This window comes from Acinetobacter genomosp. 33YU, from assembly GCF_001990725.1.
Classification (GTDB): Bacteria; Pseudomonadota; Gammaproteobacteria; order Pseudomonadales; family Moraxellaceae; genus Acinetobacter; species Acinetobacter seifertii.
The window spans coordinates 1-25,252 of sequence record NZ_LFZQ01000008.1 but is presented as its reverse complement, the minus strand read 5'-3'; the positions used below and the strand labels follow the sequence as shown (position 1 = coordinate 25,252).

The following is a 25,252-nucleotide window of genomic DNA, read 5'->3' as shown; positions in this document are numbered from 1 at the left end:
AAAAAAAGGAAGGTTAAACGTAACCTTCCTTTTTTATTTGTTTTCTTTGTGTGAAAACGATTATTTCTTGCGCAATGCATCCTGACATTCAGGTTCATTACAGTAACCATAGAGATTTAATGAGTGACCCGTTAAGGTAAACCCATGTTGTTCTGCTACAGAATGCTGTTCTTTCTCGATAACATCATTAGTAAATTCAATAACTTTGTTGCAGTTTTGGCAAACCAAGTGATCGTGGTGATCTTCTTGCATAATTTCGAAAACAGAATGATTATTTTCAAAATGATGACGTTGAATAATACCCGCAGCTTCAAATTGTGTTAACACACGGTAAACTGTCGCAAGTCCGACATCTTCCCCTTGCTCTAACAAAGTCTTGTAAATATCTTCAGCGCTAAGATGATGTTGTTTTGAATTTTCTAATAATTCCAAAATCTTAATTCGTGGAAGGGTAACTTTAAGTCCAGCTTTGCGCAAATCTTGATTGGAAATAGGCATGAAAAAAGGTCTCTCAACAAATCTCAAGTTGGAATAGGCAATAGAATTTAGATGAAGTATGATCTATCCTTTGATCAAATGCATCATAATTTATTGGGATAGTGTAGCAAAATGCAAAAACTCGTGCTGACGTTATTCGTCACTTCACTCCTAGCTGGTTGTTCAATCTTTGGTGTATATAAGGTTGATATTCCTCAAGGGACTCCATTGACTAAAGCTCAAGCCTCTCAAGTACAAGTCGGCATGAATTTCCAGCAAGTGCGCTTTTTGCTTGGTAGCCCAACAGTGACTGATCCGCTCAATCCACAACGTTGGGACTATATCTACAACTATATCCCGGGAACATATGCTAAAAAAGCGAAAATCCCCGCAGCACATGGTCAGCATTTAAAAATTTACTTTGATAGTACTGGAACTGTAACTAAAATTGAAGGTTTAGAGACTATTCCAGAATCGCAACCAGGTTTACCAGCTTCTAAAGAAGCGATTTTAACTGCCCCGCCACTATAATCGTTTTTTCTAATAAAAAGAAACCCCTCAAGTGAAAAAACTTGAGGGGTTTTGCTTATTGAGCTGATTGCTTAAAGCGATTACTTTTAATGTAACGGCCTACAGGGTTCTTCGCTGCACGATTACGGCGAATGTCTTTTGGATTAATTGTTAAAGGTCTATAAACCTCAACTCGATCACCCGCATGTAATGCTGTATCCACTTCTACTTTTACTCCAAAAACACCGAGCTGAAGAGGTTCTGGCAATTCAACTTGATTTAACAAACCACTTGCTTGTACTGCCTGCAAAGCACTCATGCCCTCTACAAATGGAATAGAAATGAGAAACTGTTGTTCTGGTGCGGCAAAAGCCACCCAAACTTGCTGAGTACGTTCCATTAAAGACTTTGTCCAATTACGGCAACAATTGCCAGAACAATTGAAAGTGGCAAAACAATTCGTACAGCAATACGCCATAAATTATAGAAAAGCTCGTTGCTGAAATTCATTGATTTACGCAAATGGCTAATTTTCATAATCCAGCCAGCAAAAATGGCATAGATCAAACTAATGAGTAAGCCCCAAAGCATAAGAATTAGCGTAAATAAGTGATGAAGTTCAGGCACTGCCCAAATTGCAATTGCGACAACAAGAATTACCCACTGTAAAACAATCATGAGCTGACGCTGAGCTAATTGTTCGCGCGCCAATTGCACAAATAGCGCAGATGTCATCACACCTGTAAATATCCACGTCAAAACAGGTAATTGAGCTTGGAGCGAAAAGAAGCCAAAAGCAATTACAGCAATAAGCTGGGCCAACCAAATTGGCAGCACAGTTTTAGTTGCACCTTCTTCTGCTTTAACTGTACCCACTGTATTTTGCCAGTAAAGTCCTAAACCCAAACCGCTCGCTACAAGAGCAAGTACAGTTGCATTACCCCACTCTTTGAACTCAACATTGGTCCAATGCCAAGGTTGTAAAGTCGTTCCCATCATGTTTGCCAACACAATAGAAGCAATTACTCCAACAGTCATTAATAAAATAAGAATTTGACGTGGAATAAAAGATAGTACTAAGGCAGCAACAGCAAGGCCTGCAAAAATAATTTGCCCAGAAATACTTGGAGCAAATTGTGCAACTAATATATTGCTTGCAGTGCTCAAAACATTACCAGCTAAGAAAGGAATAAAAACAACAGCAAGCCAGCCAACCACACGCCATTTAGATGAACTATCTGCTTCACGAGTTAGACTCGATAGCGCATTTAAAGCGGTCGTTTTAGATCGTTTTGCTAAAGCAATTTCCAAATAACAAACTGGTAATGCCAATAACAACATTGTACCAAACCACAATAACCAGAAATCGAGCTGACGATCAATCTGGATGCCCATAGTTGGGGCCAAAGTAGCCATGATGACAAAAGATAAGCAAAACGCCATAAGAGGCGATAACCAACGTGACATAGGTATGTCCTGCATTATGCATTCCTTGAAAAAGTCTATAGATATTTTGCCCGTCTCATGCATGAAAATCAAAGTTTGCGCCATAAAAAAAGCAAACCACCGAAACGATAGTTTGCCGCGCTAACGATAATTTAGAGTTTTTCTAGTTAAAGTTATGAGAAAAAACGAGCGAACCAGTTTTTTCCTTTCTTCTTTTCCTTTTCTCTAATGATTCCCATCATATTTTCTTTTACTGCTCCTACATAATCGGCATCATCATGTTGAATATGATTAATGAGCCATTTAGCCAAAATTTCTTGTAATTCGGCTTCAATGGTATGACCCATTTCAAAACGTTCACGATATAGCTCAATTTTTTTAATAAATAAGTCATGTACACGTTTATGAGGTACTCTATATTTATAATCGGCTTCTTCTTGTAAACTTTCTTCAAAAGTAAAATGAGACTGCGTATAATCGATAATATTATCTAAAACATCTTTAATACGACGTCTATCTTCATCATCTTTTACATCATCAATCTGATTAATATAATCAAGTATCCGTTTATGTTGCTCATCAATAACTTCAATACCGGTATTATATTCTAAAGCCCATTTCATTTTCATACACCACCCCCAATGATGTTCAATGACTGTTGCATAAGTCGCATTTTATAGTTAAAGGGGATAAATAAAAACAAACCTATTTTGTCGGCTTTATATAATAAAAATGAATTAAAACCCAAAGCATTGATTTACATAAAATTAATTAATATTAACCAACTAAAACGATAAAGTATTTTTTAATCAAAATACTTTATTACCAAGTAAATAAAAATATATGTTTTTAAAAGAATTATATTTATTTTAGTTAAAATTAATATTGATCTGCTCGAGTAATACGTTTAAGTTCCGGATTTTTCTCTTCACGTATTAATCTTTCAACATGTGTTATTGCTTTTTTTATAGGCATTCCATTTTGGAATAAAATCATTTCACCCGGTTGATAAGCTGTCCAGTTTTCATTATGGGTTAAAGGCTCAGTGGTAATGACTGCCACTCGGTCTTCTGGAGTAGTCACTTGACTAAAATCAACTTCAACATCTAAATCAATTAAATGTGCATTGTTAAATGGATATTCTCGGACTAACCAATGCAATTTAGTAATTGCATAACTAAATAAAGCTTTACCATTAGATAAACAGAAATTAAAGGTGCCATATTCTGCAATTTGCGGAGAAATCTTTTCTAATACTTCAAATATTTGCTCAAGACTTGGCTCTTCATAACCAAATACTTCTACCAGTTGGTCTAATAAATAACAAAATGCTCTTTCACTATCTGTATTACCTACAGGTGTAAAACGTCCGCTCAAAGGTGGATCAAAATCATGTAAATCGCCATTATGAGCAAAAATCCAATGACGTCCCCATAGCTCTCGAATAAATGGATGCGAGTTTTCCAGTGTAATTTTACCTTGGGTCGCCTTACGAATATGCGCAATCACATTACGCGATTTGATGGGATAATTGCGAATAAGGTCGGCAATTGGCGATTCAACCGCAGACTGGTTATCTACAAATAAACGGCATGCCTTGTCTTCAAAAAAGGCTATACCAAAGCCATCACTATGGTCAGAGGTAATTCCTGCGCGCTGTGAAAAACCACGGAAAGAAAAAGTGATATCCGTTGGTGTTGCACAATTCATTCCTAATAGCTGGCACATATTGTTCTAAACTTTTCGCTTCATTACCTCATACATACTATTGTGCATGAGAGTAAAATAGCTTGTAAATCCCAATATGCGCTCGCTATTACAAAATATAAGATATCTTTATCGTTGAGCCATTTTGTTCATTACAAATGAAGTAGCAATTTTATTCACTTCTAAGAATACAAAGTAGTCCAGACAATTAAATTTATCATCGAAAAAAGCTTCTTTAGACAGTTTAGATTGCATACTCAAATACATTTGGAACAGTTTTGGCATGCGCTCGTCTTGGGGAAAACTAAACTCTGGATATTCAGGTTCATAAATCTTTTTAGAACGAATATCGATGGTTTTAGCGTCTGGTAATTGCTGAATCTGACGATGTGTATAATACGCTCTAGCTAAATTATCCTGAAGGTGAATACTCACACAACCCATCAAGTATTTAGCACGCATTGACCACAACACTTTAGGTGCAAGGTTCATCCAAAGTGTAGAAAGTGCCTTACCATTACGAAAGCGCGGATGCACACAGGTACGCCCTATTTCCAATACGTTTGGCAAGTGTGATAACTGAGGAACAATATCAAACTCATGGGCACTATAGCTTTGTCCAATTTCATGGCCTTGGAAGAGTTTAAGTCTTGTATAAGCCACAATCTCTCCCGTCCATTTCTCACGTAATACTGCATGCTCACAGCTAAAATCGTAAATATCTTGATCTAAATTATCTTCAAAATGAATGCCAAATTGTTTACTAAACTGTTGTGCACGGAACCGTTGTACATCTTGTAATTCTTTTAAATTATCAACCCATTCAAAGCGAAATTGTGTTTGATTAGTAGTCTTATGACGATTTAGAGGTAAAGTCCAGGTTTGGCGATATTGATTAAATTTTTCCAGCATAATGAACGCTCCTAGTGACACCCCTTACACTAGTCAAAGCTCATGACAAAAAAATGACCAAAATTAAATGACATAAAAAAAGACCACTTAGCGTGATCTTTTCATAAAAATACTCACTTTAGTGAGAAGCATTTGTACGATTAGAAATAAGCGTACCCACACCGTGATCTGTAAAAATCTCAAGTAATGTCGCGTGTGGTACACGACCATCTACAATATGAGCACTGACAACACCGCCTTTGACTGCATCAAGCGCACAACCGACTTTAGGAATCATTCCACCATAAATCACGCCGGTTTCAATTAAACGGTCAACTTCTTGGGTGCTTAAACCTGTTAATAGATTTTTGTTTTCATCAAGCACACCAGTAATATTAGTCAGCAGAATTAATTTTTCCGCCCCTAATGCCTCCGCAACTTTACCAGCAACTAGGTCAGCATTAATGTTGTAGGTATTGCCTTTTTCATCAACACCTAATGGTGCGATAACAGGAATAAAATCACTTTGAGTAAACATCTCTAATACATCTGTTTTTACCCCAGTAACTTCACCCACCATACCTAAGTCAATATGTCTGATCGAACCGTCTTCTTCTTGTTTTTCCATTAATAATTTACGGGCACGCAATAGATTGCCATCTTGACCCGTTAAGCCAATCGCACGTCCGCCATGCTTATTAATTAAATTAACAATCGACTTGTTTACGCTACCGCCTAATACCATTTCGACCACTTCCATAGTGGCTTCATCGGTCACACGCATACCATCAATACGATCAGACTCACGACCTAATTGTTTTAGGAAAGAGTCAACTTGTGGGCCGCCACCATGCACAACAATCGGGTTTAAACCCACTGTTTTAAGTAAAACGATATCTCGGGCAAATGAACTTTCCAACTCTGGATCAGTCATCGCATTACCACCGTATTTCACCACCAGCGTCTTACCGGAAAAACGTTGAATATATGGCAAAGCTTCAATTAAGATTTTTGCTTTGTCGACGCCAAGGTGCTGATGTTGTGGCATTGCGCCTCTCCTTACTTAGGCTTCAGAAAGTTCTTGTGCAATTTGCGGGTAACGCTCTTGCAACATATCAATAAATTTTTGCTGGATTTCCTTTAAACGTAAAGGACTATCAGCATCAAATCTTACGGTAAAATACTCACCTGTATTTGATGCTCGAATAATGCCAAAACCATCCTCAAAATCAAGACGTACACCATCAATTTTACTAATATGTGCGCCTAGACGATGGCTCAAAATTTCAATGTCTTGTAGTACATGCTTAGGGTCTGAATGGTGAGTACTGATATAGGTATCTTCGGTACAGCATCTTTCAGGATAAATAGAAAATAACTCAGAAATAGTTTTTGCTTTAGATTGGGTAAAATATTCCATTACACGCAGTGCAGCATATATTCCATCGTCATATCCAAAACCACGACCATCATTAAACACATAATGACCCGCGTATTCACCACCAAAAATGGCTTGCCCTTTAGACTTGGATAAATATGAACGAAGGAAGCTACTTCCAGTACGAATCATTTTCGGTTTACCACGTAGTTGCTCTACAGTTCTTTGAACCATAAGCGAACATTTCACATCAAATACAATTTCTTTATCTGGTTGTTGTTCTAGGCACATTTGTGCAAAGAGTGATAAAAGACGATCCGCTGTCAGAATATTTGCTTTTTCATCGAGTAATACGACACGATCGCCATCACCATCAAGCGCAATACCAATATCGGCATCTTGCTCAATAATCGTTTTACGCAGTTCTTTTAAATGTGCAGCATGTGAAGGATCTGGCGCATGGTCAGGAAACTCGCCATTTGGGTTAGTACGTAAAGCAATGACGTCACATCCCATTTTTTCAAGTACCAGTTTCGCACAATGTCCTGCCGAACCATGTAAACCATCTAATACGACTTTTAATGGGCGTCTGAGTTGAATATCGTTAAAAAGAGCCTGTTGGTATTTTTTGCAAAATTCTGATTTAAATTGAGGAGTTGATAATTCTAATAATGATATTGGATGAACAGGAACATAAGTTTGCGCAAACTCACCGACTTGCTGAATCATTTCTGGGGATGGGGGTTCCCCTTTTAATATCCATTTAATACCATTATCTGATTTAGGATTATGGCTAGCGGTTACCATAATACCATTGCCGCCAAACTCACGTGCAATGTAATACATCATCGGGGTCGAGCAACAACCAATATTTGTAACTGTTAAACCCTGCTCTATTAACATCTCTTCAATTAAATGAGCGTAAGATGGACTTGTGAGACGGGCATCATAGCCAATTACTAATTGAGTTTGTGCTGCTTGTTTATATTGTTGTGCCAATCCATAGGCAATTGAACGGACGACGTCTGTAGTTAAATAAGAAAGTTTGCCTCTGATATCGTAAGCACGGAAAATATTTTTTGGAAATGAGTGTCTTACATTCATAACGTATCTTCTATTTAAAGATCAATCTGATCTATCGCAAAAACATAGAGTATTCAAAATTTGAAAGGGTATTTGCTAAAAAAGTTAAAAGAGTATGAGTAAAGCGTTTTGTAATATAATTCATTGTAACATTCAAGACATAAAAAGAAACACCTGTAAAACAGGCGTTTCTTTCAATAATTTTTTATAAGCTAATTATTGTTTACCCGTATGACCAAAGCCGCCCGCACCGCGTAGAGTTTCTTCAAATTCCTCTACTTGCTCAAACTCAGCCTGAACCACTGGAACTAAAACATACTGTGCTAAACGCTCACCCGGTTCTAAACGGAAAGTCGTTTGACCACGGTTCCAAACTGAAACCATCAATTCACCTTGATAATCCGAGTCAATTAATCCAACCAAGTTACCAAGAACAATGCCGTGTTTATGGCCTAAACCTGAACGCGGTAAAATTAAACCAGCAAAATTCACATCATGAATATAAATTGCCATACCTGTTTTAACCAATACAGTTTGGCCTGGTTCAATTTCAATTGCTTCATCTAAACAGGCACGTAAATCTAGACCTGCTGATCCTGCTGTTGCATATGAAGGTAAAGGCCATTCTTTACCTAAACGCGGATCGAGCAATTTAACTTGAACTTTCATTGGATTTCCTAAAAATTAAAAAAATTAACGCTTTAATAAAGCTTTTAAATTTGCCAAATATTGTTGAGCCTGTTCTTTAGGGTCAACATTTGCTGCAATTTTCTTTTTACGCCCTAACCATTCGAGCTCGTCTTGCGGAAGCTCATCAAGGAAACGGCTTGGGGTCATTTGTTTCATTTGACCACCATTTTTACGCTGTTCTGCCAAAGTTAAAGTTAAGCCTTGACGTGCACGGGTAATACCCACGTACATAAGACGGCGTTCTTCTTCAATGGTTTCAGCTGCAATCGAGTTTTTATGCGGTAAAAGCTCTTCTTCAAGTCCCATAATGTACACATATGGGAACTCCAAACCTTTTGCTGCATGCAAAGTAAGTAGGTTTACTTTGTCAGTATCCTCTTCTTCTTGCTGCTGTTCTAGCAAGTCAAGCAAAACCAGTTTGCGAATGACACTTTCAATGTTCTTTTCATCAACATCTTCTGCACGATTAATCAGATTTTGAATACTGGTAAATAAATTCTCGATATTATCGAGTTTACTTTTCTCTTGAGCAGGCGTTGCAGACTGTTCACGAATATAATCGATATAACCTGCTTCATTCATCATTTGACGAACTTTAGGCACAGGCTCATCATCTTCTAGCAACTCACGCGTAAATGTCGCAATAAAGTCGGCAAACTCATGCAATTGAGTTTCTGCTTTTTTAGGAAGAACCATACTTAAGCGTTGGTCAGAAGATGCACCAAGTAAAGATAAATTATTTTCTTGAGAGAATAAGCCCAACTTCTCAAGAGTAACTGGGCCAATCGCACGTTTAGGCGTATTAATAATACGCAAGAAAGCACTGTCATCTTCAGGGTTAATAATAAGACGTAAATAGCTCATCACGTCTTTAATTTCTGCACGAGCGAAGAATGATGTACCGCCAGAGAGTTTATAAGGAATTTGCATTTGGCGAAGCTGGGTTTCTAATACACGTGCTTGAAAGTTACCACGGTACAATACAGCGTAATCTTTCCAGTTCTTACCGTTCATCAGCTTATGTGTCAGTAAGTCTTTGACTACGCGTTCAGCTTCATCGTCATCATTACGGCAGGTAATAATTCTGATGACCTCACCATGGCCTTTATCACTCCACAATTTCTTATCAAAAATATGCGGGTTATTCTGAATAACGCAGTTCGCAGCTTTCAAAATACGGCTGGTCGAGCGGTAATTTTGCTCAAGCTTAATAATATGTAAATTTGGGAAATCCTGTTTAAGCAAAGCCATGTTTTCAGGCTTCGCTCCACGCCATGCGTAAATCGATTGGTCGTCATCACCTACCGCGGTGAACTGTCCCATTACACCAACCAACAGTTTCACTAAAATATATTGCGCGGTGTTGGTATCTTGATATTCATCGACCAATAAATAACGAACGCGGTTTTGCCACTTGTCACGTACTTCTGCATTTTCTTGCAGTAAGCGGGTTGGCATAACAATCAGGTCATCAAAATCGACAGCGTTATAAGCACGTAAATTACGTTCATAAAGTTGGTAAAGGTGAGCAAACTGGACATCTTCAGGAGTTTCACAGGTCGAATGTGCTTGTTCAGGCAAAATCAGATCATTTTTCCAATCTGAAATTTTCTTCATTGCTTTAGCAATTAATTCTTTGCTTTCTGCACCAGACAAATTATCGCGATGCATCAAATCCATCAAAATACGTTTACAGTCATCTGCATCCAAAATCGAAAAATTAGCTTTTAAAGGTAAATTTTTAAGTTCTAAACGTAAAAGATTTAAGCCAAACGTATGGAAAGTCGAAACAGATAAGCCTTTTGCTTCTTCACGTGATAAAAGCTTGGTTACACGCTCTTTCATTTCACGTGCGGCTTTATTGGTAAAGGTCATCGCTGTAATACGATGCGCAGGAATACGACAATGCTGCACCAAATAGGCAATTTTACGGGTAATTACCGATGTTTTACCTGAACCAGCGCCAGCAAGCACCAATAAAGGGCCTTGAGTATATTTCATGGCTTCTTCTTGCTTGTCGTTCAATTGACTGGCAGCTGACATCGTGTATTACCTCTTAATTTTTCGAGCATGATTATAGTCATCTCTTTTTTAGAATCCCAATAATAAATCTGCGGATATGTATAAATGATGTCTAATAATGCAATTTATGCGCCGTAGAATGTCGTGATTATTTCTTGTACTGCACCCCAAAAAAAACCACCCGAAGGTGGTTTTCGAAACAATAAATTAAATCTTATTGTTTAGCATAAATGCTGATTTCTACGCGACGGTTTTGTTCACGACCAGAAGCAGTTGAGTTGTCTGCGATTGGGTTAGAAGAACCATAACCTTGTGCATCAATACGAGTAGAAGATACACCTTTACCAGCTAAATACATTTTAACTGATTGAGCACGTGCTTGAGATAATGGAATGTTGATAGAGTCATTACCAGTGTTATCTGTATAACCAGTAACTAAAATCGCACTCTTGTTATCTTCAGCTAATGTTTGAGCTACTTTATTCAAAGTTGCATAGAAGTTTGGTTTGATGTTTGATTTGTTTGTATCAAAAGTAATGCTACCTGGCATAATCAATTGAACAGAACCATCTGGGTTACGGCCTACTTCTACACCAGTACCCGCCATTTGCTCACGTAATTTTTTCTCTTTGTTATCAAGATATAAACCACCAGCTGCACCAAGAACTGCACCGATTGCCGCAGCACGGTTGTTTTGACGGCTAGAGTTTGCACTTGATTTAGAAATACCATAACCTGCTGCTGCGCCAATTAAAGTACCTAATGCGGCTTTATCGTATTCAATTCCACCTAGGTTGTTACCTGTTGTCTGACAACCAGATAATACTACTGCTGCCCCTACGACTGTTGAAATAACTAGTGCACGCATTGCATGCCTCCTCACTTTGTGTGTTTTGTTGTCTGGATGAATAATGAAACAAAAAGGAAGTATAAAACATTGATATTTTGTTAATAATAAACAGTTTAGTTATTTTTTTGTAATATTTTGATGCACTTTAAGATGCGTGCTCATCACAATTTCTTCATTGTTATCTAAGATATCGTTGTATTTCATTTCACGATAGTTATAGTTGAACAACTTTCCATGGATTTTAGATACTCGGGGTCATTTATATGTCAACTGCACCCAATAAGCAATCTGCGCTAAAAAAAATTACACGTGGACTCACTGTAGGTACAGTCATCACAGGTAGTACTTTTTTTCATGGACCACCTGTATTGGCTTTAGGTTTGACTAAGCTGTTAAAAAAATCGTCTAAAGTTGATGAAACCAATATTCAAATTACAAATAGCTGGCTTGGTGTAAATAACTGGCTCATTGATCATGTTTTACCTAATTTAAAATGGGATATTACGATCGATGAAGGTCTTGATTTGAGTATGCAAGGCCGATATGTAATGACCTGTAATCATCAAAGTTGGGTTGATACGACAGTAAATCAGTATTTTGGTTTAACACGTATGCCCCTTACCCGTTTTTTTACCAAATGGGAACTCATCTTTATTCCGTTCGTTGGTCAAGCCTTTAAAATTTTAGGCTTCCCAATGATGAAGCGTCATACTAAAGAGCAAATTGCGAAAAATCCTGAACTCAAAGACCGCGATATGATGGAAGCACGTAAAGCGTGCGAGCAACTCTTGAGCCAACCTTTTACGCTATTAAACTATTTAGAAGGTACACGTTTTACTCAAGAAAAACATGATCAACAAAACTCGCCATATAAACATTTGTTAAAACCTAAAGCAGGTGGTTTGGCGTTGGCTTTAAATATTTTGGGCGACAAAATTGATGCTTTGGTTGATATGACGATTGTCTACCCTGACGGTGTACCGGGCTATGGCGACTTCTGGTTAGGTGATGTTTCAAAAATTGCGGTAAATCTTCGTAAAATTCAAATACCAGCTTGGGTACTCGGTGGTAATTATGAAGATGACCCAGTTTATCGTGAACGTTTTCAACAATGGGTACACGAGCTTTGGACTGAAAAAGATCAACTTATCGAACAAATGAAAGCTCGATATACTACTTCAACTCATTAAAAGCATTTATAGCTATGCAAAACAGTTCCAGAAAACAAGCAAAATATTACCATATGGATCCAAACAGCATTTCATTTAAGCTGTTTTTGGTTTATGACATCTTTATGGTGTTTATTATTATTTTCAATCTGTTCTGTCTTGCAGCAAATTTCTTTTTAATGAGCAGTATTGGGGCATGGTTTTTCGAACATATTCACTTGCCCCAAGTACTCAGCTTTTATAAAACCTATTTACACCCATGGGTAATTACAACAGAAGCTTGGTTTATTGGCTTTTTAATTACTGAATTTCTTGTCCGTTGGGGCATTTCTATTGTTTATAAACACCATAAACGTTGGTTCTTCTTCCCATTTATTCACTGGTATGAAATTTTAGCCATCATTCCTCAATTGCGTTTTTTACGTTTGTTTCGTGCTGGTATTATTGCCTATCGTTTATATGAATTAGGCTATCCTATTATTCCTGAAGGCTGGAGAAAAAACGGACTATTTTATTATCGTGTCGTTATGGAAGAACTGTCTGACCGTGTTGTTATTACGGTTATTGATGGCATTCGTAATGAGCTTCAAACTAGCTCAACACATAAGCAAATTATTCATGAGTTGGTTAATCATCATCGTGAACAATTTACAATTACCCTGACCTCTATATTGCAAGAATCATTAGCGACTGCTTTAAAAGAACAAAAGCCAGCAATCACAAAAGGCGTTGGGCAAATTGTTGATCAGGCAATAGAGGATACGCCTGAGTTAACTCAATTATTACGCTTAATTCCTTTAGTGGGTGGTCGTATCGAACAGCAAATCCAAAGTATTGGACAACGGCTCGGTGAAAATATCAGTGCAGGTTTAATTGAACCATTAGTTGAAGGATCAAAAGAGCACCCAAATGCAACTTATCAATTAATTTCAGAAAAAATAAGTAACGTGAATATTAATAACCGTGAGCTTGAGCAACTTGTAGAGTCTGTGGTGTTTGAAAGCCTAGAAGCAATTCGCAAACAAGTTAAGGTCAAACAGTGGCAACAAACCCTTGCGGAGCATGATCGAATCAAAGAATAAGCATTTACTTAATTTTTTATGAAACACGCTAGAGAATTGGCACGATTTGTTCTAGCATTTGCTCTATTTACAATAAACTTAACGATATTACAGCTCGTTTTAACGCCTTGAAGGAAGACTTATGGCTGATATCCGGATTACCGGCAGAATGGTTAACTTTAGCAGGATAACCTTCGATACGAATGATCATGATGTGATCCGCCAGCAATTATCAAACATATTAAATGAAGGGTCCTATCAGGGAACTCTCGTTATTATAGATAGTACTGTTGAACAAGAGTTGATTGCTTTAATTCAGCTGTTAGTCAGCTTAGGTTTGCAACCAATGGCAGTTATTGATGGTATTTTGGGAGATGAAGCACGCGCTATTCAGTTCCCTGTATTACCAGCAGATCAGCCATTACAACGTATTAAAGCAACTGCCGAGCAAGTCGCAATTGTAGAGAAACCGGCACCTGCACAAGCTTCAGCCGAAACAAAAAAACCACTAAATAATAATGCAGTTGCCCATATTACCTCTTATCATGATGAAATTTTGCGTACAGGCCAATCTCTTGTACAAGACCAAGGCGATATTATTTTAAAAGCTGGCATGAATAGTGGATCTGAAGTGATTGCTTCAGGAAATATACATATTTATGGCACGGTTCGTGGTAGAGTCATTGCTGGTGCGGGTGGGCACGCTGCTGCACGTATTTTTTGCCAATCTTTAGAGGCTGAACTCGTTTCCATTGCCGGAACATATTGTGTCGCAGATGATATCCCTAAACATGTGGTAAAAAAGCCAGTACATATTTATTTAAATGAAAAGCAAGAGCTTGAATTTGAAGCTCTAGAACTTTAGTTTATTAAGCAAATCACCAAAAAACAGCCCTTTTAAGGGTGTATGTATGACCATAATAGGAGTGGATTCGGTGGCCAAAATTGTTGTCGTAACATCAGGCAAAGGTGGTGTAGGTAAAACTACAACGAGTGCATCTTTTGCAACAGGTTTAGCCCTTCGTGGTCATAAAACTGTTGTGATTGACTTTGATGTAGGCTTACGTAACCTTGATTTAATTATGGGGTGTGAGCGTCGTGTTGTTTATGATTTTGTCAATGTAATTAACAATGAAGCACGTCTGCAACAAGCCCTTATTCGCGATAAAGATATCGAAAACCTTTACATTTTACCGGCTTCACAAACCCGTGATAAAGATGCTTTGAGCGACGAAGGTGTTGCTCGTGTGATTGACGAACTTGCTCAAGAATTTGATTACATTATTTGTGACTCACCTGCTGGAATTGAGCGTGGTGCAATTTTAGCAATGTACCATGCAGATGAAGCAATCATTGTGACAAACCCTGAAATTTCTTCAGTACGTGACTCTGACCGCATCATCGGAATGTTAGACAGTAAAACTAAAAAAGTTGAACACAACGAAGGACGTATACGTAAGCATTTATGTATTACACGTTTTAACCCTGAACGTGCTGACCGTCAGGAAATGCTGACGATTGATGATATTTCTAAAGATATTTTACGCGTACCGACATTAGGTGTTATTCCTGAATGTCCAAGCGTATTACAAGCATCAAACGAAGGTAAGCCAGTTATTCTGTATTCAGAAACTAAAGCTGGCCAAGCGTATGATGACTTGGTTGCTCGCTTTCTTGGCGAAGAACGCCCTTATCGACACATCACAGCTCAACCTAAAGGCTGGTTAGCACGACTATTTGGAGCGTAGATATGGCAGGATTCTGGAGTAAATTATTTAGCAGTGACGAAAAGCCATCAAGTGCTCAAACTGCTAAAGATCGTTTAAAAGTTATTGTTGCATCAGAACAAGGTTTAGGCCGTCGCTTAAGCCAAGACAAGATTGACCAAATGAAGAAAGAAATCATGCAGGTTGTGAGTCGTTATGTTAGCGGTGTAGGCGAACAGCATATCCAAATGCAAGTTCGTTCTGAAGCAAATATCGAAATGTTAGAAATGAATATCAATTTACCTGAAGAACGATAATTCTATTTCTGACTATTCAACACATCAGAATCAAGGCAAAATAACGCAAGTTATTTTGCCTTTTTTAAAATGAGGAGATTGTCATGGCATTATCACAGCCAGCAACTTTCAATGAAGAATGGTCCGATGAGCGTGTTTTTGCCTACCTCAACCAACTTCCTCCAAATGGTGTGAACGCAGATTTTCATGTGCTCTACCATGCTTTCAAACATATGCGTCCAAATGACTATGAACGTCTTTTGACTAAATTTGTTGCAGATGGACGAGATATCAATGCAACAGATCCTGAAGGTGAACGCATCCATGACGTGATTGCTAAGTTTCCTCGTCAATCAGCGCCGTTTTTAGAAGTTTTAGCAAAATTTGCTTAACCTTAAACATAAAAAAGCCTCTTTAAGAGGCTTTTTTCTTATCTAAATTTATCGATTTCCAATGAGAAAAATACCAAATACAGTGAAAATACCACCTGAAATCCCATCAATCCATTTTGAAAAATTACGGTAAGCTACTCTGAAACTCGGTAACGAGAAAATAAATGTCACAAAGCAGAACCATAAAATCGTTTCAACCGACACAATAATAAAAAGCAACCAATGAACTTGATCAAGCTGAGGGTTAGCTAAAAATAAAGAGAACACACTACCAAAATAAATCACAGCTTTCGGATTCGATAAATTGGTGAGTAATCCCTTCATAAAAAATAAGTAAGGTGCTTTAGGTAACTCAACCTCCGTAACCTCCTCCTGCTGATTTTTTGAAAATGCCGAACGTAACATTTGATAGCCTAACCAACATAGGTATAAACCACCAGCTATAAGCAAACCTTGCTTTAACCAAGCCATTTTCTCGAAAATAATATTTAAGCCCATCAGTGCTAAGGATGCCCAAAACATAACGCCTGCTGTTATTCCTGCTACAACCAGCATTGCTTCTTTACGAGATCGGCTTACCGCGGTCTGCGATACTAGAAAGAAATCAGGCCCTGGAGTAATAAGCGCACAAAAATGAATAAAAGCTAACGTAATTAACGCGACTAGCATGTTGTCCTCCTGATTTGTTTCATTGTTTTTTATTTAGAAGCACACATTAGCATTTTTTACTATTTGATAAAATCTCAAACTTTCAGTTCAGAGCTATTATTTTGAACTATAAAAAAGCCTCCGAAGAGGCTTAATTTCAGGTGAAGATATTAAACTAAAATATCTCGTTTACCATTGGCACCCATAGCACTCACAATACCGTTCTCTTCCATTTGGTCGATAATACGGGCAGCACGGTTATAACCTAAGCTAAACTTACGCTGTAATGAAGATGTAGATGCCTTTCTAGTTTCTAGGACAAACGATACGCATTGGTCATAAAGTGCATCACGGTCTGAAGCACCATCACCCTCTTCAAAGCCACGAGAAGTAGGCTCTTCATCAAATGGCGTTAAGATCTCATCTACGTAGTCAGGTTCACCGCGTTCACGCCACGCATCACAGATACGGTTCACTTCATCATCACTAATAAATGCGCCATGTACACGTTCTGGCTCAATCTTACCTGGCCCTAAGAACAGCATATCACCATGACCTAACAAGTCTTCTGCACCACCTGCATCCAAAATAGTACGTGAGTCGATTTTACTGTTTACACGTAAAGCTACACGCGTTGGAATATTGGCTTTAATCAAACCCGTAATAACATCTACCGATGGACGCTGAGTTGCAAGTAAAAGGTGAATACCAGCAGCACGAGATTTTTGCGCCAAACGCGTAATCATTTCTTCCGCTTTCTTGCCCACCTGCATGATCATGTCGGCAAACTCATCTGCCACAATTACAATTGATGGTAACGGCGTTAAACGAGGTGCACGCTCTTGTGTCGCTGAGTCACTTGGCTTCCATGTTGGATCAATCAAGTCTTCCCCATTTGCAATTGCTTCTTCAACTTTTCGGTTGTAGTCACTTAATTTACGAATTTTAAGGAATGACATAAGCTTATAACGACGCTCCATTTCATTTACACACCAATTTAATGCACTGACTGCATCTTTCATGTCAGTGACTACAGGCGTTAATAAATGCGGAATATCATTATAGTTTGCAAGTTCAAGCTGTTTTGGATCGATTAAAATTAAACGTAGCTGGTCTGGCGTATATTTAAGTAACATCGATAAAATCATCGAGTTAACCGCAACAGATTTACCAGAACCTGTTGTACCAGCAACTAACATATGCGGTGCTTTTGCTAAATCTGTTAATACTGGATTACCAGAAATATCTTTCCCCATTGCCATACTAATGAGGGCACTTGGGTCACGATATGTTGGTGTTTCCAATAACTCGATCAAACGTACCATTTCACGGGCACTATTAGGTACTTCAATACCAATATACGGTTTACCCGGAATAACCTCTACAACACGTACCGAAGCCATAGACATTGAGCGCGCCAAGTCACGGGAAATATTAGTCACTTTAGATGCTTTCACACCCGGTGCTAAGTCTAATTCAAAGCGCGTAACAACTGGCCCTGGCTGAGCTTCAACCACCTGAGCCTTAACATTAAACTCTTGTAATTTAATCTCTAACAATTCAGACAAACGTGAAAGCTGCTCTTCGGTAAAGTTAACTTTCTTATTTGGGTCAACCTTATCAAGCAGTTCAAAGCCCGGTAAGGTTGGTAAATCTAAACGCTTCTTCGCTACCTGCATTGCACGAGACATTGGTCGACCAGATGCATCAGTTAATGGTGCATCAAAATCGAACTCATCTTCAAAATCGTCATCAGGCTTTCCAGCAGTTTCTTGCCAAGCTTCAATAAACTCTTCTTTTGAAAGCTTCTCTGTACCAATCGCAGTTTGAATTGGTGCTTGTACAAATGCTGAAGATTGAGCATAACTACTTGCTTTGACCGGTTGAGTTGCTGGAGCAATATCTTCATCAATTAACAAGTCATCAAAATCATCAAACACCTGTTCATTTGATAAATTTTTAGGTGACTGATTTAAATTCGATGGAGCTACAGATGTTTCAACTGATGCATGAGATGTTTGCGGCGTTAAAACTGGTTCAACATGATGGTCTTGAATGAACGGTGTATGCACATCAGTCGCAGTTTTACTATTTGGAACTGCGGCAAGTAACTCGTCAAAAATCTCATCATCGTTCCAATCTAAACTTTGATGAGTATTCGAGACTTGAGGCTGAGTTTGTTTAGCCTGATAAGCTACCTCTTGGAACTGCTCATGACTTGGATGTTCATTTGAATCATCAGCTGCTCTTAATAAGGCGTCAATTTCTTGCTTATGACTTGCATCATCACGTTGCAAAGCGCGCCAAACTTCACCAGTAGCAACCAGACGCTCACTATCTTTTTTAAGCTGATGCGCTTGTTCAAGTGTATGTTCAAAGTTTTCTGGTTGAGGAGTTTGCTTTTCTTCCACAACTTCAGGCTGACTTTGCTCTTTTGCTAAAACATCGGCAAATAAACGCTCTGCCATTTCATCGTGTCGTGTAGAGCTAACTTTTGTTTGTGTTTTTTCTGGTTGAATATTTAACTCTGTCTCATCAGCAACTTCGGCCTTAGGCATCTCTGCAACTTTTACCTTTGCTGTTTTATTTGCGGGCTGTGTAGTTAAATCATAAGCAGATTCATTTGGCGATACGTTCTTATAGAATAAGTCTTGTAAATAACTTGGCATCGCTTTGAGCGTAACCCAAGTTTTGCTCCACTGCACTCCAAATGCCAAAGTGAACAAAACCACCCCAAAAACCAATAAAAAGAATGTGGCACCATAAATTGTTAATAGTTGAGATAAGCTCTGTCCCAATTCATAACCAATAATTCCGCCTGCGGCATTATCCAAAGTATCTGCCGGTACATTCCAGTGTAAATAGAGTAAACTCGACACAACAAGAATTAAGAAGAATTGAGCAGCATAACGAAATGGGCGGTTTAGAAAACTATGCGGCCACCAGACTTGAATGGCTTCAACAAACAAGAAAATTGGAATAAGCAAACTTGCCCAGCCTAAAAAGCCAAACAGCAAATCTGCAATCCATGCACCAGCAATACCACTTGCATTAGATACTTGCTGAGTATCACTTGAAATATGCATCCAGCCCGGATCAAATGGCGTATACGTTACTGTCGCCAGAAACATATAAATACCAAAAGAGACCAAGAATAATGTCATCAATAAGCGCTGTGCATAAACACTTGACACCGCAGTCATATACTGTCCTGTAACCCATTTAATTATTGGTTTAGAGATGTGAAGACCAACATTTCAGATCTTCAACGAATGAACTTTATATTATGCACCTGTTCTTACAAAAAAGGTGCATGATTCTTTACAGTTGTTGTTAACATAAGGCTCTTCTATATTGTTATATAACTTAATTCGATTGACCTGATCAATATTATCCACATCGATTTCACGCTATTGGTCGGCAATTTCACGTATAATTTTCAAAATTCTCGAAATAAATAAGGATACCCTCAATGAGTGCTCGTCATTCTCGGTTAATTATTCTCGGTTCAGGCCCTGCAGGTTATAGTGCGGCTGTGTATGCAGCTCGTGCAAATCTCAAACCAACACTTATTGCTGGTTTACAGCTTGGTGGCCAACTTACAACAACAACCGAAGTTGATAACTGGCCGGGCGATCCTGAAGGTTTGACTGGTCCTGCTTTAATGGAACGTATGCAAGCGCATGCTGAACGCTTCGGTACCGAACTTGTCTATGACCATATTAATGAAGTGGACTTAAATGTACGTCCTTTCGTTCTTAAAGGTGATATGGAAGAGTACACTTGTGATGCATTAATTATTGCGACAGGTGCAACAGCACAATACCTTGGTTTAGAGTCTGAACAAAAATTTATGGGCCAAGGCGTGAGTGCTTGTGCAACATGTGACGGTTTCTTCTATAAAAACCAAAAAGTAATGGTTGTTGGTGGTGGTAATACTGCTGTTGAAGAAGCGCTTTATCTATCAAATATTGCTTCACATGTAACCCTAGTACACCGTCGTGATTCTTTACGCTCTGAGAAGATTTTACAAGATCATTTATTTGCTAAAGAAAAAGAAGGCAAAATCAGCATCGTTTGGAATCATGAAGTTGAAGAAGTCTTGGGTGATAATACTGGCGTAACAAGTGTTCGCCTTAAATCAACCAAAGATGACACTAAGCAAGATGTAGAAGTTCATGGTCTATTCGTAGCAATTGGCCACAAACCAAATACAGGAATGTTTGATGGTCAATTAAACTTACGTGATGGCTACATCCAAGTACAAAGTGGTACTTCAGGTAATGCAACAGCAACTTCTGTAGCGGGTGTTTTCGCTGCAGGTGATGTAGCTGACAGTATCTACCGTCAAGCGATTACATCAGCTGGTTCAGGCTGTATGGCAGCATTAGATGCAGAGAAATATCTAGACAATCTTTAAGTTTAGACCTTACAAACAGCCGTTTTATAACGGCTGTTTTTTTATCATTTATAATAATTACTGGCTGCCTCATATTAATTTTTATAGCATAACCTTTAAACGCACATTATTTTAGACTTATGAATAAACTACCTCTATCTCAATATATTTTTCCAGATCCAGAGGAAGCTGATCCAGATGGTCATGGTTTAATTTGTATCGGAGCGGACCTCTCCCCTTCTACTTTATATGAAGCTTACACCCATGGTTTGTTTCCATGGTTTAATGAAGATGAGCCTATTTGTTGGTGGAGTCCGGAACCACGCTGTGTGATTTATCCTCAAAACTATAAACCAAGTAAATCGCTCATTCGGAATATGAAAAAGTATGATTACACCATTACGGTAAACCGTGCTTTTGAACAAGTCATACGTTCATGTTCACTACCTCGAAGTTATGCCAATGAAACTTGGATTAGCAAAGATATTATTCAGGGCTATTTCGCAATGTTTAATGCAGGTTATGGCTATAGTATAGAAGTCTGGCAAGATGAACAGTTAGTAGGTGGTTTATATGGGATAACGATCGGGAAAGGTTGTTTTGGCGAGTCTATGTTTAGTACCCAAACCGATGTTTCTAAAATGGCTTTTTATACTTTAATGTTAATCGGTCAAGAAAATCAGCTTCCTTGGGTCGACTGCCAACTGGTAAATAGTCATTTAATTAGCCTTGGGGCTTGTACACTTTCTCGGCAGGAATATCTTAAATCGTTACAAGATGTAATTATTCACCCCTCTATCAATTGGAAAAAGTATCAAGAACGTGTATTTTCAAGTAAAACAATAGCATTAAATGCAAAATTAATGGAATGATAACAGGAGGGACCAATCATGAAATCATATCACCCGAAGTCCCTTTTAAATGATCTGCAGTATTATATTACTCCACCTCACGATTGCAGCTATTTAGAAAATAAATCAGCACGTATGGTCTTTTTAGACCCGATTCATCGAATTGATGTGGTGACTCTTTCTGAACTTTCTCGTTTAGGTTTTCGTCGTAGTGGCGACTTTGTATACCGTCCTGAATGCCATTTATGTAGACAATGTTTGTCTTGTCGTGTTCCTGTAGCCGATTTCCAAATGAACAGCATGCAAAAAAAAGCATGGAAACGGAATCAAGATCTTACCATGACTGTTCTACCAACACGGCAAGCTGCACAAATTCATTATGATTTATATGAACGTTATATTAATGAGCGCCATGCCGATGGCGATATGTTTCCGCCAAGTTTAGATCAGTTTGAAAAATTTCTAGTTCATAGCTGCACAGATAGTTTCTTCTTGGAATTATGGAAAGATAACCGTCTGATCAGTGTTTCTACTTGTGATCTTATGGATGATGGTTTATCAGCGGTCTATACATTCTTTGATCCAGATGAGCACCGTAGATCTTTAGGTGTTTATTCGATTTTGAATCAAATCGAATATGTAAAATCACTTGGCTTAGAATATCTTTATTTAGGCTATTGGGTACCTCACTCTGCCAAAATGAACTACAAATCGCAATATACACCTTTAGAACTTTTACTAGATGGGCAATGGCGCCGTTTAAATAGATCATTGTCACCAGAAGAGATCCAACAGTTAGGCACGTCTCTTATGACAACCTTACCTTCCGAATGGAACAACTTAATTATTAAATAGTTTTAATCTATTCTTATCAAATGCAAAGAGATAAGTGATTAAAATAATGATGCGAAATCATCAGTACAGGTTTTTACCATAATCACCGCATTTTCACGCCCACCTTCTTGAGTAGGATAATAATTGCGACGCAGATCAATTTGGTGAAAGCCTGTTTTTTCATATAAACCAATAGCTGCTTTATTACTTTCACGGACTTCTAAAAAGATTTGTACTGGCTCATTTTTTAATTGATCAATTGAAGCACTTAATAATTCATATCCTAAACCCTGCCCTTGCATTTTAGGATCAACTGCCATGAGTAATAAATTTGCTTCATCTAAAACGGGTTGTAAAATACAAAATCCAACTACTTTGCTATTTAACTCAATCACTGTGCATTGATAAAAATTCAAAGATTCAATAAATTGCTGTCTTGACCATGGGTGTGTCTGAACAAGCTTTTCAATTTGAGCAACACTATCCACATCGGAGGCTTGCATAGTACGAATCATGAATTTCAACACATTTACAGATTTCTAGTTAAGCGTATTATAGAAACTTAAATAGAAAAAACGAGCAAAAAAAAGAGCAATTAAATTGCTCTTTTTCTATGTGATTTATTAGAAACCTAACTTTTCACGCCAAGTTGCCAATAAAGCCGTGGTATCCGAATCATTTGGATGAAATTTTGGTCTTAAAAAGTCCAACAATTCTGGAATTTGACGTGTCATAAAACCTTTACGACCATACATAAACTTAAGCATGTATTTGGTATCGTTCCAAGTTAACTTTTCATCAGTCTTGAGTAACTTAGCCGTAAAGTAAGATTGAGTTGCGAAGATTAAAGCCATGGCAATAATTAAAGCAGTTGAACGCATAAAATAAGCTTTCGGACCTTGCCCATACATGCTTGTATAAACATCAAAAGCTACCGCTTTATGTTCATTTTCTTCAACCGCATGCCACATCCACAAATGATACATGGTGTTATCTTGGAACATCGCCTGAATTTCAGGATTTTGTAGAAGTTCAGCGGCAATGGTCGAAGTAAAATGTTCTAGAGCACATGTTCCCGTCAAATCAATCATTTCTTTGGTGTAGCCAAAAGGTTTCATTAATTTGGTTACAACAGCCGTACCCATCTTAATGACTTTTCCAGTTTGCTTTTCCATATGACGAACATCATAACCATAAGCCTGCGCTGAAGCATTAAATGCTAAGTGCTCTTTCGAATGCATTGCTTCCTGACCAATAAAAGCGCTAATTTCCTTTTGAAGAGCTGGGTCAGCAAGTTTTGCATCATTTCGAACAGCACGCGTGCTATTTACAAAGAATTGTTCACCTTCAGGAAAAAGAGCCGATAATGCTGTCATAAAGTGAGTTAATCCTGCATCGTAATTTGCCCAATAGCGTGGAACTTGATCAAATTCAAAGTCCATACGACGTACAGGGAAGCTTGCTCCAGCACGATTAGAAATATTTACTTTAGCATTCATATTAGACTCCTTTAAGTGAACCCAAGATTCACTTATATCCTTATTTATTTTCTTAATATTTATAATAATACGCTTTTAAAAGCGCTATTTAAGTGCAGATGAGGACAGCGAATTATCAGATGAGGTCATTAAAAGCCCCTTTCTGAATCAAAATAAAACTCTATAATTTTAAAAATGAGTAGCACTTTTAAGGCAACAAAAAAGGGCTATTCACAGCCCTTTTCACTTTATTTTTTGGTTAAAGTCCAAGTTTAGCTTTCCATGTTTTTAACAAGCTAACTGTATCTAAATCATTAGGATGAAAACCTGGTTTAAAATAAGCAAGCATTTCTTTCGCCATACCTGTAATAATACCTTTCGATGGGCTATAACCATATTTATAAATTACAGACAGCTCAGCTAAGTTTAATTTATTATCTTGTTTTAAAAGACGAAGTACAAACGATGACTGAATCAAAAAGATTAAAGTCATAGCAAATACTAAAGAGCTCGTACGTAAAGCATAAGCCTTTACACCTTTACCAAATACACCCTCGTATACATCAAAAGCTACAGCTTTATGCTCATTTTCTTCAACTGCATGCCAATACCACATAGTTGACATGGTCTCATCAGTCATCAGTTCTTGAATGTTCTTATTTACTAATAATTGTGAGGCGATAGTAGCTGTAAAATGCTCAAGTGCAGTAGTAGCAGTCAGATCCACCATTTCTTTTGTCATGCCAAAAGGTTTGACAATTTTTACAAAAGTTTTAATGGCTGTTTGAATCGCTGTATCAGTAAATTTCTCTAACGTTTCTACATCATGACCAAACTTTTGAGCAGACGCATTAAAATTTACATGCTCTTGAGTGTGCATTGCTTCTTGCCCAATGAAAGCACTAATCTCTTTTTGTAGCAGTTCATCATCTTTAATAGCTGGATGATAACGTACGGCACGTACACTATCGATGAAGAATTTCTCACCAGCAGGAAACAATGCTGATAATGCAGTCATAAAATGTGTAAGTCCAGCAGAACCATTCATCCAATATTCTGGTACATCATTAAAGTCAAAGTTCATACGACGTACTGGAAAGCTCGCTCCTGCACGATTCGTAATATTCACTTTAGCGTTCATATCGAAAGCTCCTTACCAGTAACCTAAGTTACATAAACTTTATTGTTCATTTTCTTGATTCTTATCATACAAATTTAATAAAAAGGCTTAAGTGCAAATAAGGACATTGAAGTATCAGTTAAGGCCAGCTTTAAATTGAATTGTCAAACAACAAGTATAAAAAAAGCGCTCCAAAAGGAGCGCTTTTTTCACTGAAAAGTGATTATGCAGTTACTTTCGCAAC

At 37.9% G+C, this 25,252-nt stretch carries 26 protein-coding genes; 10 read left to right on the top strand and 16 right to left on the bottom strand.

What is annotated here, in order from left to right; genetic code table 11:
• Window positions 1–60: 60 nt before the first annotated feature.
• The gene (fur, locus tag AC056_RS09460; RefSeq protein ID WP_002052029.1) at window positions 61–498 is read right to left on the bottom strand and encodes a ferric iron uptake transcriptional regulator; all 438 of its coding nucleotides are present in this window, start codon (window positions 496–498) and stop codon (window positions 61–63) included.
• 111 nt (window positions 499–609) lie between these two features.
• Here fur and AC056_RS09455 point away from each other — a divergent pair, with 111 nt between their 5' ends.
• Window positions 610–1,008 carry an outer membrane protein assembly factor BamE gene (locus tag AC056_RS09455; RefSeq protein ID WP_004703289.1) on the top strand — a complete coding sequence of 133 codons (399 nt, stop codon included), beginning with the start codon at window positions 610–612 and terminating at the stop codon, window positions 1,006–1,008.
• A gap of 55 nt (window positions 1,009–1,063) precedes the next feature.
• Here AC056_RS09455 and AC056_RS09450 read toward each other — a convergent pair whose 3' ends face one another.
• The 10 genes from AC056_RS09450 to AC056_RS09400 all read right to left on the bottom strand — a co-directional run bounded on the left by AC056_RS09450 (window position 1,064) and on the right by AC056_RS09400 (window position 11,072).
• Window positions 1,064–1,387 carry an RnfH family protein gene (locus tag AC056_RS09450; protein WP_077163476.1) on the bottom strand — a complete coding sequence of 108 codons (324 nt, stop codon included), beginning with the start codon at window positions 1,385–1,387 and terminating at the stop codon, window positions 1,064–1,066.
• Window positions 1,387–2,454 carry a hypothetical protein gene (locus AC056_RS09445; protein WP_100291124.1) on the bottom strand — a complete coding sequence of 356 codons (1,068 nt, stop codon included), beginning with the start codon at window positions 2,452–2,454 and terminating at the stop codon, window positions 1,387–1,389. Before AC056_RS09445 ends, AC056_RS09450 begins: the two co-directional genes overlap by 1 nt.
• A 152-nt stretch (window positions 2,455–2,606) precedes the next feature.
• Complete coding sequence (locus AC056_RS09435) at window positions 2,607–3,062, bottom strand: bacteriohemerythrin (RefSeq protein ID WP_004703295.1); 456 nt, start codon at window positions 3,060–3,062, stop codon at window positions 2,607–2,609.
• 250 nt (window positions 3,063–3,312) lie between these two features.
• Window positions 3,313–4,161: a class II glutamine amidotransferase gene (locus AC056_RS09430; protein WP_019456827.1), complete on the bottom strand. Its 849-nt coding sequence runs from the start codon at window positions 4,159–4,161 to the stop codon at window positions 3,313–3,315.
• Window positions 4,162–4,269: 108 nt separating this feature from the next.
• Window positions 4,270–5,052: a GNAT family N-acetyltransferase gene (locus AC056_RS09425; RefSeq protein ID WP_004703299.1), complete on the bottom strand. Its 783-nt coding sequence runs from the start codon at window positions 5,050–5,052 to the stop codon at window positions 4,270–4,272.
• A gap of 118 nt (window positions 5,053–5,170) precedes the next feature.
• Window positions 5,171–6,079, bottom strand: coding sequence for an acetylglutamate kinase (gene argB / locus AC056_RS09420; RefSeq protein WP_004703301.1), 909 nt, complete (start codon window positions 6,077–6,079; stop codon window positions 5,171–5,173).
• A gap of 15 nt (window positions 6,080–6,094) precedes the next feature.
• Entirely contained in the window at window positions 6,095–7,513 is a 1,419-nt protein-coding gene (locus AC056_RS09415; RefSeq protein WP_077163475.1) for a phosphomannomutase/phosphoglucomutase, read from the bottom strand.
• 195 nt (window positions 7,514–7,708) lie between these two features.
• Window positions 7,709–8,161 carry a dUTP diphosphatase gene (gene dut, locus AC056_RS09410; protein ID WP_000868152.1) on the bottom strand — a complete coding sequence of 151 codons (453 nt, stop codon included), beginning with the start codon at window positions 8,159–8,161 and terminating at the stop codon, window positions 7,709–7,711.
• Window positions 8,162–8,185: 24 nt separating this feature from the next.
• On the bottom strand, window positions 8,186–10,225 hold the full coding sequence (locus AC056_RS09405; RefSeq protein WP_039254369.1) for a UvrD-helicase domain-containing protein: 2,040 nt from the start codon (window positions 10,223–10,225) through the stop codon (window positions 8,186–8,188).
• A 193-nt stretch (window positions 10,226–10,418) separates the two neighbouring features.
• Complete coding sequence (locus tag AC056_RS09400; protein WP_077163474.1) at window positions 10,419–11,072, bottom strand: OmpA family protein; 654 nt, start codon at window positions 11,070–11,072, stop codon at window positions 10,419–10,421.
• Between the two features lie 245 nt (window positions 11,073–11,317).
• Between AC056_RS09400 and AC056_RS09395 the strand changes: the two genes are divergently transcribed.
• The 6 genes from AC056_RS09395 (at window position 11,318) to AC056_RS09370 (ending at window position 15,678) form a co-directional block, all read left to right on the top strand.
• Entirely contained in the window at window positions 11,318–12,244 is a 927-nt protein-coding gene (locus AC056_RS09395; RefSeq protein ID WP_077163473.1) for an acyltransferase, read from the top strand.
• Window positions 12,245–12,258: 14 nt separating this feature from the next.
• Window positions 12,259–13,305: a hypothetical protein gene (locus AC056_RS09390; RefSeq protein WP_077163472.1), complete on the top strand. Its 1,047-nt coding sequence runs from the start codon at window positions 12,259–12,261 to the stop codon at window positions 13,303–13,305.
• 121 nt (window positions 13,306–13,426) lie between these two features.
• Window positions 13,427–14,149 carry a septum site-determining protein MinC gene (gene minC / locus AC056_RS09385; RefSeq protein ID WP_019456833.1) on the top strand — a complete coding sequence of 241 codons (723 nt, stop codon included), beginning with the start codon at window positions 13,427–13,429 and terminating at the stop codon, window positions 14,147–14,149.
• 70 nt (window positions 14,150–14,219) lie between these two features.
• The gene (gene minD / locus AC056_RS09380; protein ID WP_019456834.1) at window positions 14,220–15,032 is read left to right on the top strand and encodes a septum site-determining protein MinD; all 813 of its coding nucleotides are present in this window, start codon (window positions 14,220–14,222) and stop codon (window positions 15,030–15,032) included.
• 2 nt (window positions 15,033–15,034) lie between these two features.
• The gene (gene minE / locus AC056_RS09375) at window positions 15,035–15,307 is read left to right on the top strand and encodes a cell division topological specificity factor MinE (RefSeq protein WP_003653273.1); all 273 of its coding nucleotides are present in this window, start codon (window positions 15,035–15,037) and stop codon (window positions 15,305–15,307) included.
• 83 nt (window positions 15,308–15,390) lie between these two features.
• On the top strand, window positions 15,391–15,678 hold the full coding sequence (locus AC056_RS09370; RefSeq protein ID WP_004703320.1) for a PA4642 family protein: 288 nt from the start codon (window positions 15,391–15,393) through the stop codon (window positions 15,676–15,678).
• A 48-nt stretch (window positions 15,679–15,726) separates the two neighbouring features.
• Here the strand turns inward: AC056_RS09370 and rhtC are convergent, their stop codons facing one another.
• Window positions 15,727–16,347, bottom strand: a complete 621-nt coding sequence (rhtC, locus tag AC056_RS09365) for a threonine export protein RhtC (protein ID WP_004703321.1) — start codon at window positions 16,345–16,347, stop codon at window positions 15,727–15,729.
• A 149-nt stretch (window positions 16,348–16,496) separates the two neighbouring features.
• A complete protein-coding gene (locus tag AC056_RS09360) occupies window positions 16,497–19,529 on the bottom strand; it encodes a DNA translocase FtsK (protein ID WP_077163470.1) in 3,033 nt (1,010 codons plus the stop codon).
• A gap of 269 nt (window positions 19,530–19,798) precedes the next feature.
• Between AC056_RS09360 and trxB the strand changes: the two genes are divergently transcribed.
• The 3 genes from trxB to AC056_RS09345 all read left to right on the top strand — a co-directional run bounded on the left by trxB (window position 19,799) and on the right by AC056_RS09345 (window position 22,431).
• The gene (gene trxB / locus AC056_RS09355) at window positions 19,799–20,746 is read left to right on the top strand and encodes a thioredoxin-disulfide reductase (RefSeq protein ID WP_004703323.1); all 948 of its coding nucleotides are present in this window, start codon (window positions 19,799–19,801) and stop codon (window positions 20,744–20,746) included.
• A 119-nt stretch (window positions 20,747–20,865) separates the two neighbouring features.
• Window positions 20,866–21,597 carry a leucyl/phenylalanyl-tRNA--protein transferase gene (gene aat / locus AC056_RS09350; protein ID WP_077163469.1) on the top strand — a complete coding sequence of 244 codons (732 nt, stop codon included), beginning with the start codon at window positions 20,866–20,868 and terminating at the stop codon, window positions 21,595–21,597.
• A gap of 18 nt (window positions 21,598–21,615) precedes the next feature.
• Complete coding sequence (locus tag AC056_RS09345) at window positions 21,616–22,431, top strand: arginyltransferase (protein ID WP_004703325.1); 816 nt, start codon at window positions 21,616–21,618, stop codon at window positions 22,429–22,431.
• 38 nt (window positions 22,432–22,469) lie between these two features.
• On the opposite strand, the gene rimI is transcribed toward AC056_RS09345, so the two are convergent.
• The 3 genes from rimI to AC056_RS09330 all read right to left on the bottom strand — a co-directional run bounded on the left by rimI (window position 22,470) and on the right by AC056_RS09330 (window position 25,029).
• Window positions 22,470–22,925 carry a ribosomal protein S18-alanine N-acetyltransferase gene (rimI, locus tag AC056_RS09340; protein WP_077163468.1) on the bottom strand — a complete coding sequence of 152 codons (456 nt, stop codon included), beginning with the start codon at window positions 22,923–22,925 and terminating at the stop codon, window positions 22,470–22,472.
• Between the two features lie 108 nt (window positions 22,926–23,033).
• Window positions 23,034–23,909, bottom strand: coding sequence for a metal-dependent hydrolase (locus tag AC056_RS09335; RefSeq protein WP_077163467.1), 876 nt, complete (start codon window positions 23,907–23,909; stop codon window positions 23,034–23,036).
• A 238-nt stretch (window positions 23,910–24,147) separates the two neighbouring features.
• Window positions 24,148–25,029, bottom strand: a complete 882-nt coding sequence (locus AC056_RS09330) for a metal-dependent hydrolase (RefSeq protein ID WP_004703331.1) — start codon at window positions 25,027–25,029, stop codon at window positions 24,148–24,150.
• Window positions 25,030–25,252: the final 223 nt, after the last annotated feature.

Bases quoted from the DNA above. Each gene is read 5' to 3' on its own strand.
- fur (WP_002052029.1), bottom strand. From the start codon at position 498: ATGCCTATTTCCAATCAAGATTTGCGCAAAGCTGGACTTAAAGTTACC.
- AC056_RS09455 (WP_004703289.1), top strand. From the start codon at position 610: ATGCAAAAACTCGTGCTGACGTTATTCGTCACTTCACTCCTAGCTGGT.
- AC056_RS09450 (WP_077163476.1), bottom strand. From the start codon at position 1,387: ATGGAACGTACTCAGCAAGTTTGGGTGGCTTTTGCCGCACCAGAACAA.
- AC056_RS09445 (WP_100291124.1), bottom strand. From the start codon at position 2,454: ATGTCACGTTGGTTATCGCCTCTTATGGCGTTTTGCTTATCTTTTGTC.
- AC056_RS09435 (WP_004703295.1), bottom strand. From the start codon at position 3,062: ATGAAAATGAAATGGGCTTTAGAATATAATACCGGTATTGAAGTTATT.
- AC056_RS09430 (WP_019456827.1), bottom strand. From the start codon at position 4,161: ATGTGCCAGCTATTAGGAATGAATTGTGCAACACCAACGGATATCACT.
- AC056_RS09425 (WP_004703299.1), bottom strand. From the start codon at position 5,052: ATGCTGGAAAAATTTAATCAATATCGCCAAACCTGGACTTTACCTCTA.
- argB (WP_004703301.1), bottom strand. From the start codon at position 6,079: ATGCCACAACATCAGCACCTTGGCGTCGACAAAGCAAAAATCTTAATT.
- AC056_RS09415 (WP_077163475.1), bottom strand. From the start codon at position 7,513: ATGAATGTAAGACACTCATTTCCAAAAAATATTTTCCGTGCTTACGAT.
- dut (WP_000868152.1), bottom strand. From the start codon at position 8,161: ATGAAAGTTCAAGTTAAATTGCTCGATCCGCGTTTAGGTAAAGAATGG.
- AC056_RS09405 (WP_039254369.1), bottom strand. From the start codon at position 10,225: ATGTCAGCTGCCAGTCAATTGAACGACAAGCAAGAAGAAGCCATGAAA.
- AC056_RS09400 (WP_077163474.1), bottom strand. From the start codon at position 11,072: ATGCGTGCACTAGTTATTTCAACAGTCGTAGGGGCAGCAGTAGTATTA.
- AC056_RS09395 (WP_077163473.1), top strand. From the start codon at position 11,318: ATGTCAACTGCACCCAATAAGCAATCTGCGCTAAAAAAAATTACACGT.
- AC056_RS09390 (WP_077163472.1), top strand. From the start codon at position 12,259: ATGCAAAACAGTTCCAGAAAACAAGCAAAATATTACCATATGGATCCA.
- minC (WP_019456833.1), top strand. From the start codon at position 13,427: ATGGCTGATATCCGGATTACCGGCAGAATGGTTAACTTTAGCAGGATA.
- minE (WP_003653273.1), top strand. From the start codon at position 15,035: ATGGCAGGATTCTGGAGTAAATTATTTAGCAGTGACGAAAAGCCATCA.
- AC056_RS09370 (WP_004703320.1), top strand. From the start codon at position 15,391: ATGGCATTATCACAGCCAGCAACTTTCAATGAAGAATGGTCCGATGAG.
- rhtC (WP_004703321.1), bottom strand. From the start codon at position 16,347: ATGCTAGTCGCGTTAATTACGTTAGCTTTTATTCATTTTTGTGCGCTT.
- AC056_RS09360 (WP_077163470.1), bottom strand. From the start codon at position 19,529: ATGACTGCGGTGTCAAGTGTTTATGCACAGCGCTTATTGATGACATTA.
- trxB (WP_004703323.1), top strand. From the start codon at position 19,799: ATGAGTGCTCGTCATTCTCGGTTAATTATTCTCGGTTCAGGCCCTGCA.
- aat (WP_077163469.1), top strand. From the start codon at position 20,866: ATGAATAAACTACCTCTATCTCAATATATTTTTCCAGATCCAGAGGAA.
- AC056_RS09345 (WP_004703325.1), top strand. From the start codon at position 21,616: ATGAAATCATATCACCCGAAGTCCCTTTTAAATGATCTGCAGTATTAT.
- rimI (WP_077163468.1), bottom strand. From the start codon at position 22,925: ATGATTCGTACTATGCAAGCCTCCGATGTGGATAGTGTTGCTCAAATT.
- AC056_RS09335 (WP_077163467.1), bottom strand. From the start codon at position 23,909: ATGAATGCTAAAGTAAATATTTCTAATCGTGCTGGAGCAAGCTTCCCT.
- AC056_RS09330 (WP_004703331.1), bottom strand. From the start codon at position 25,029: ATGAACGCTAAAGTGAATATTACGAATCGTGCAGGAGCGAGCTTTCCA.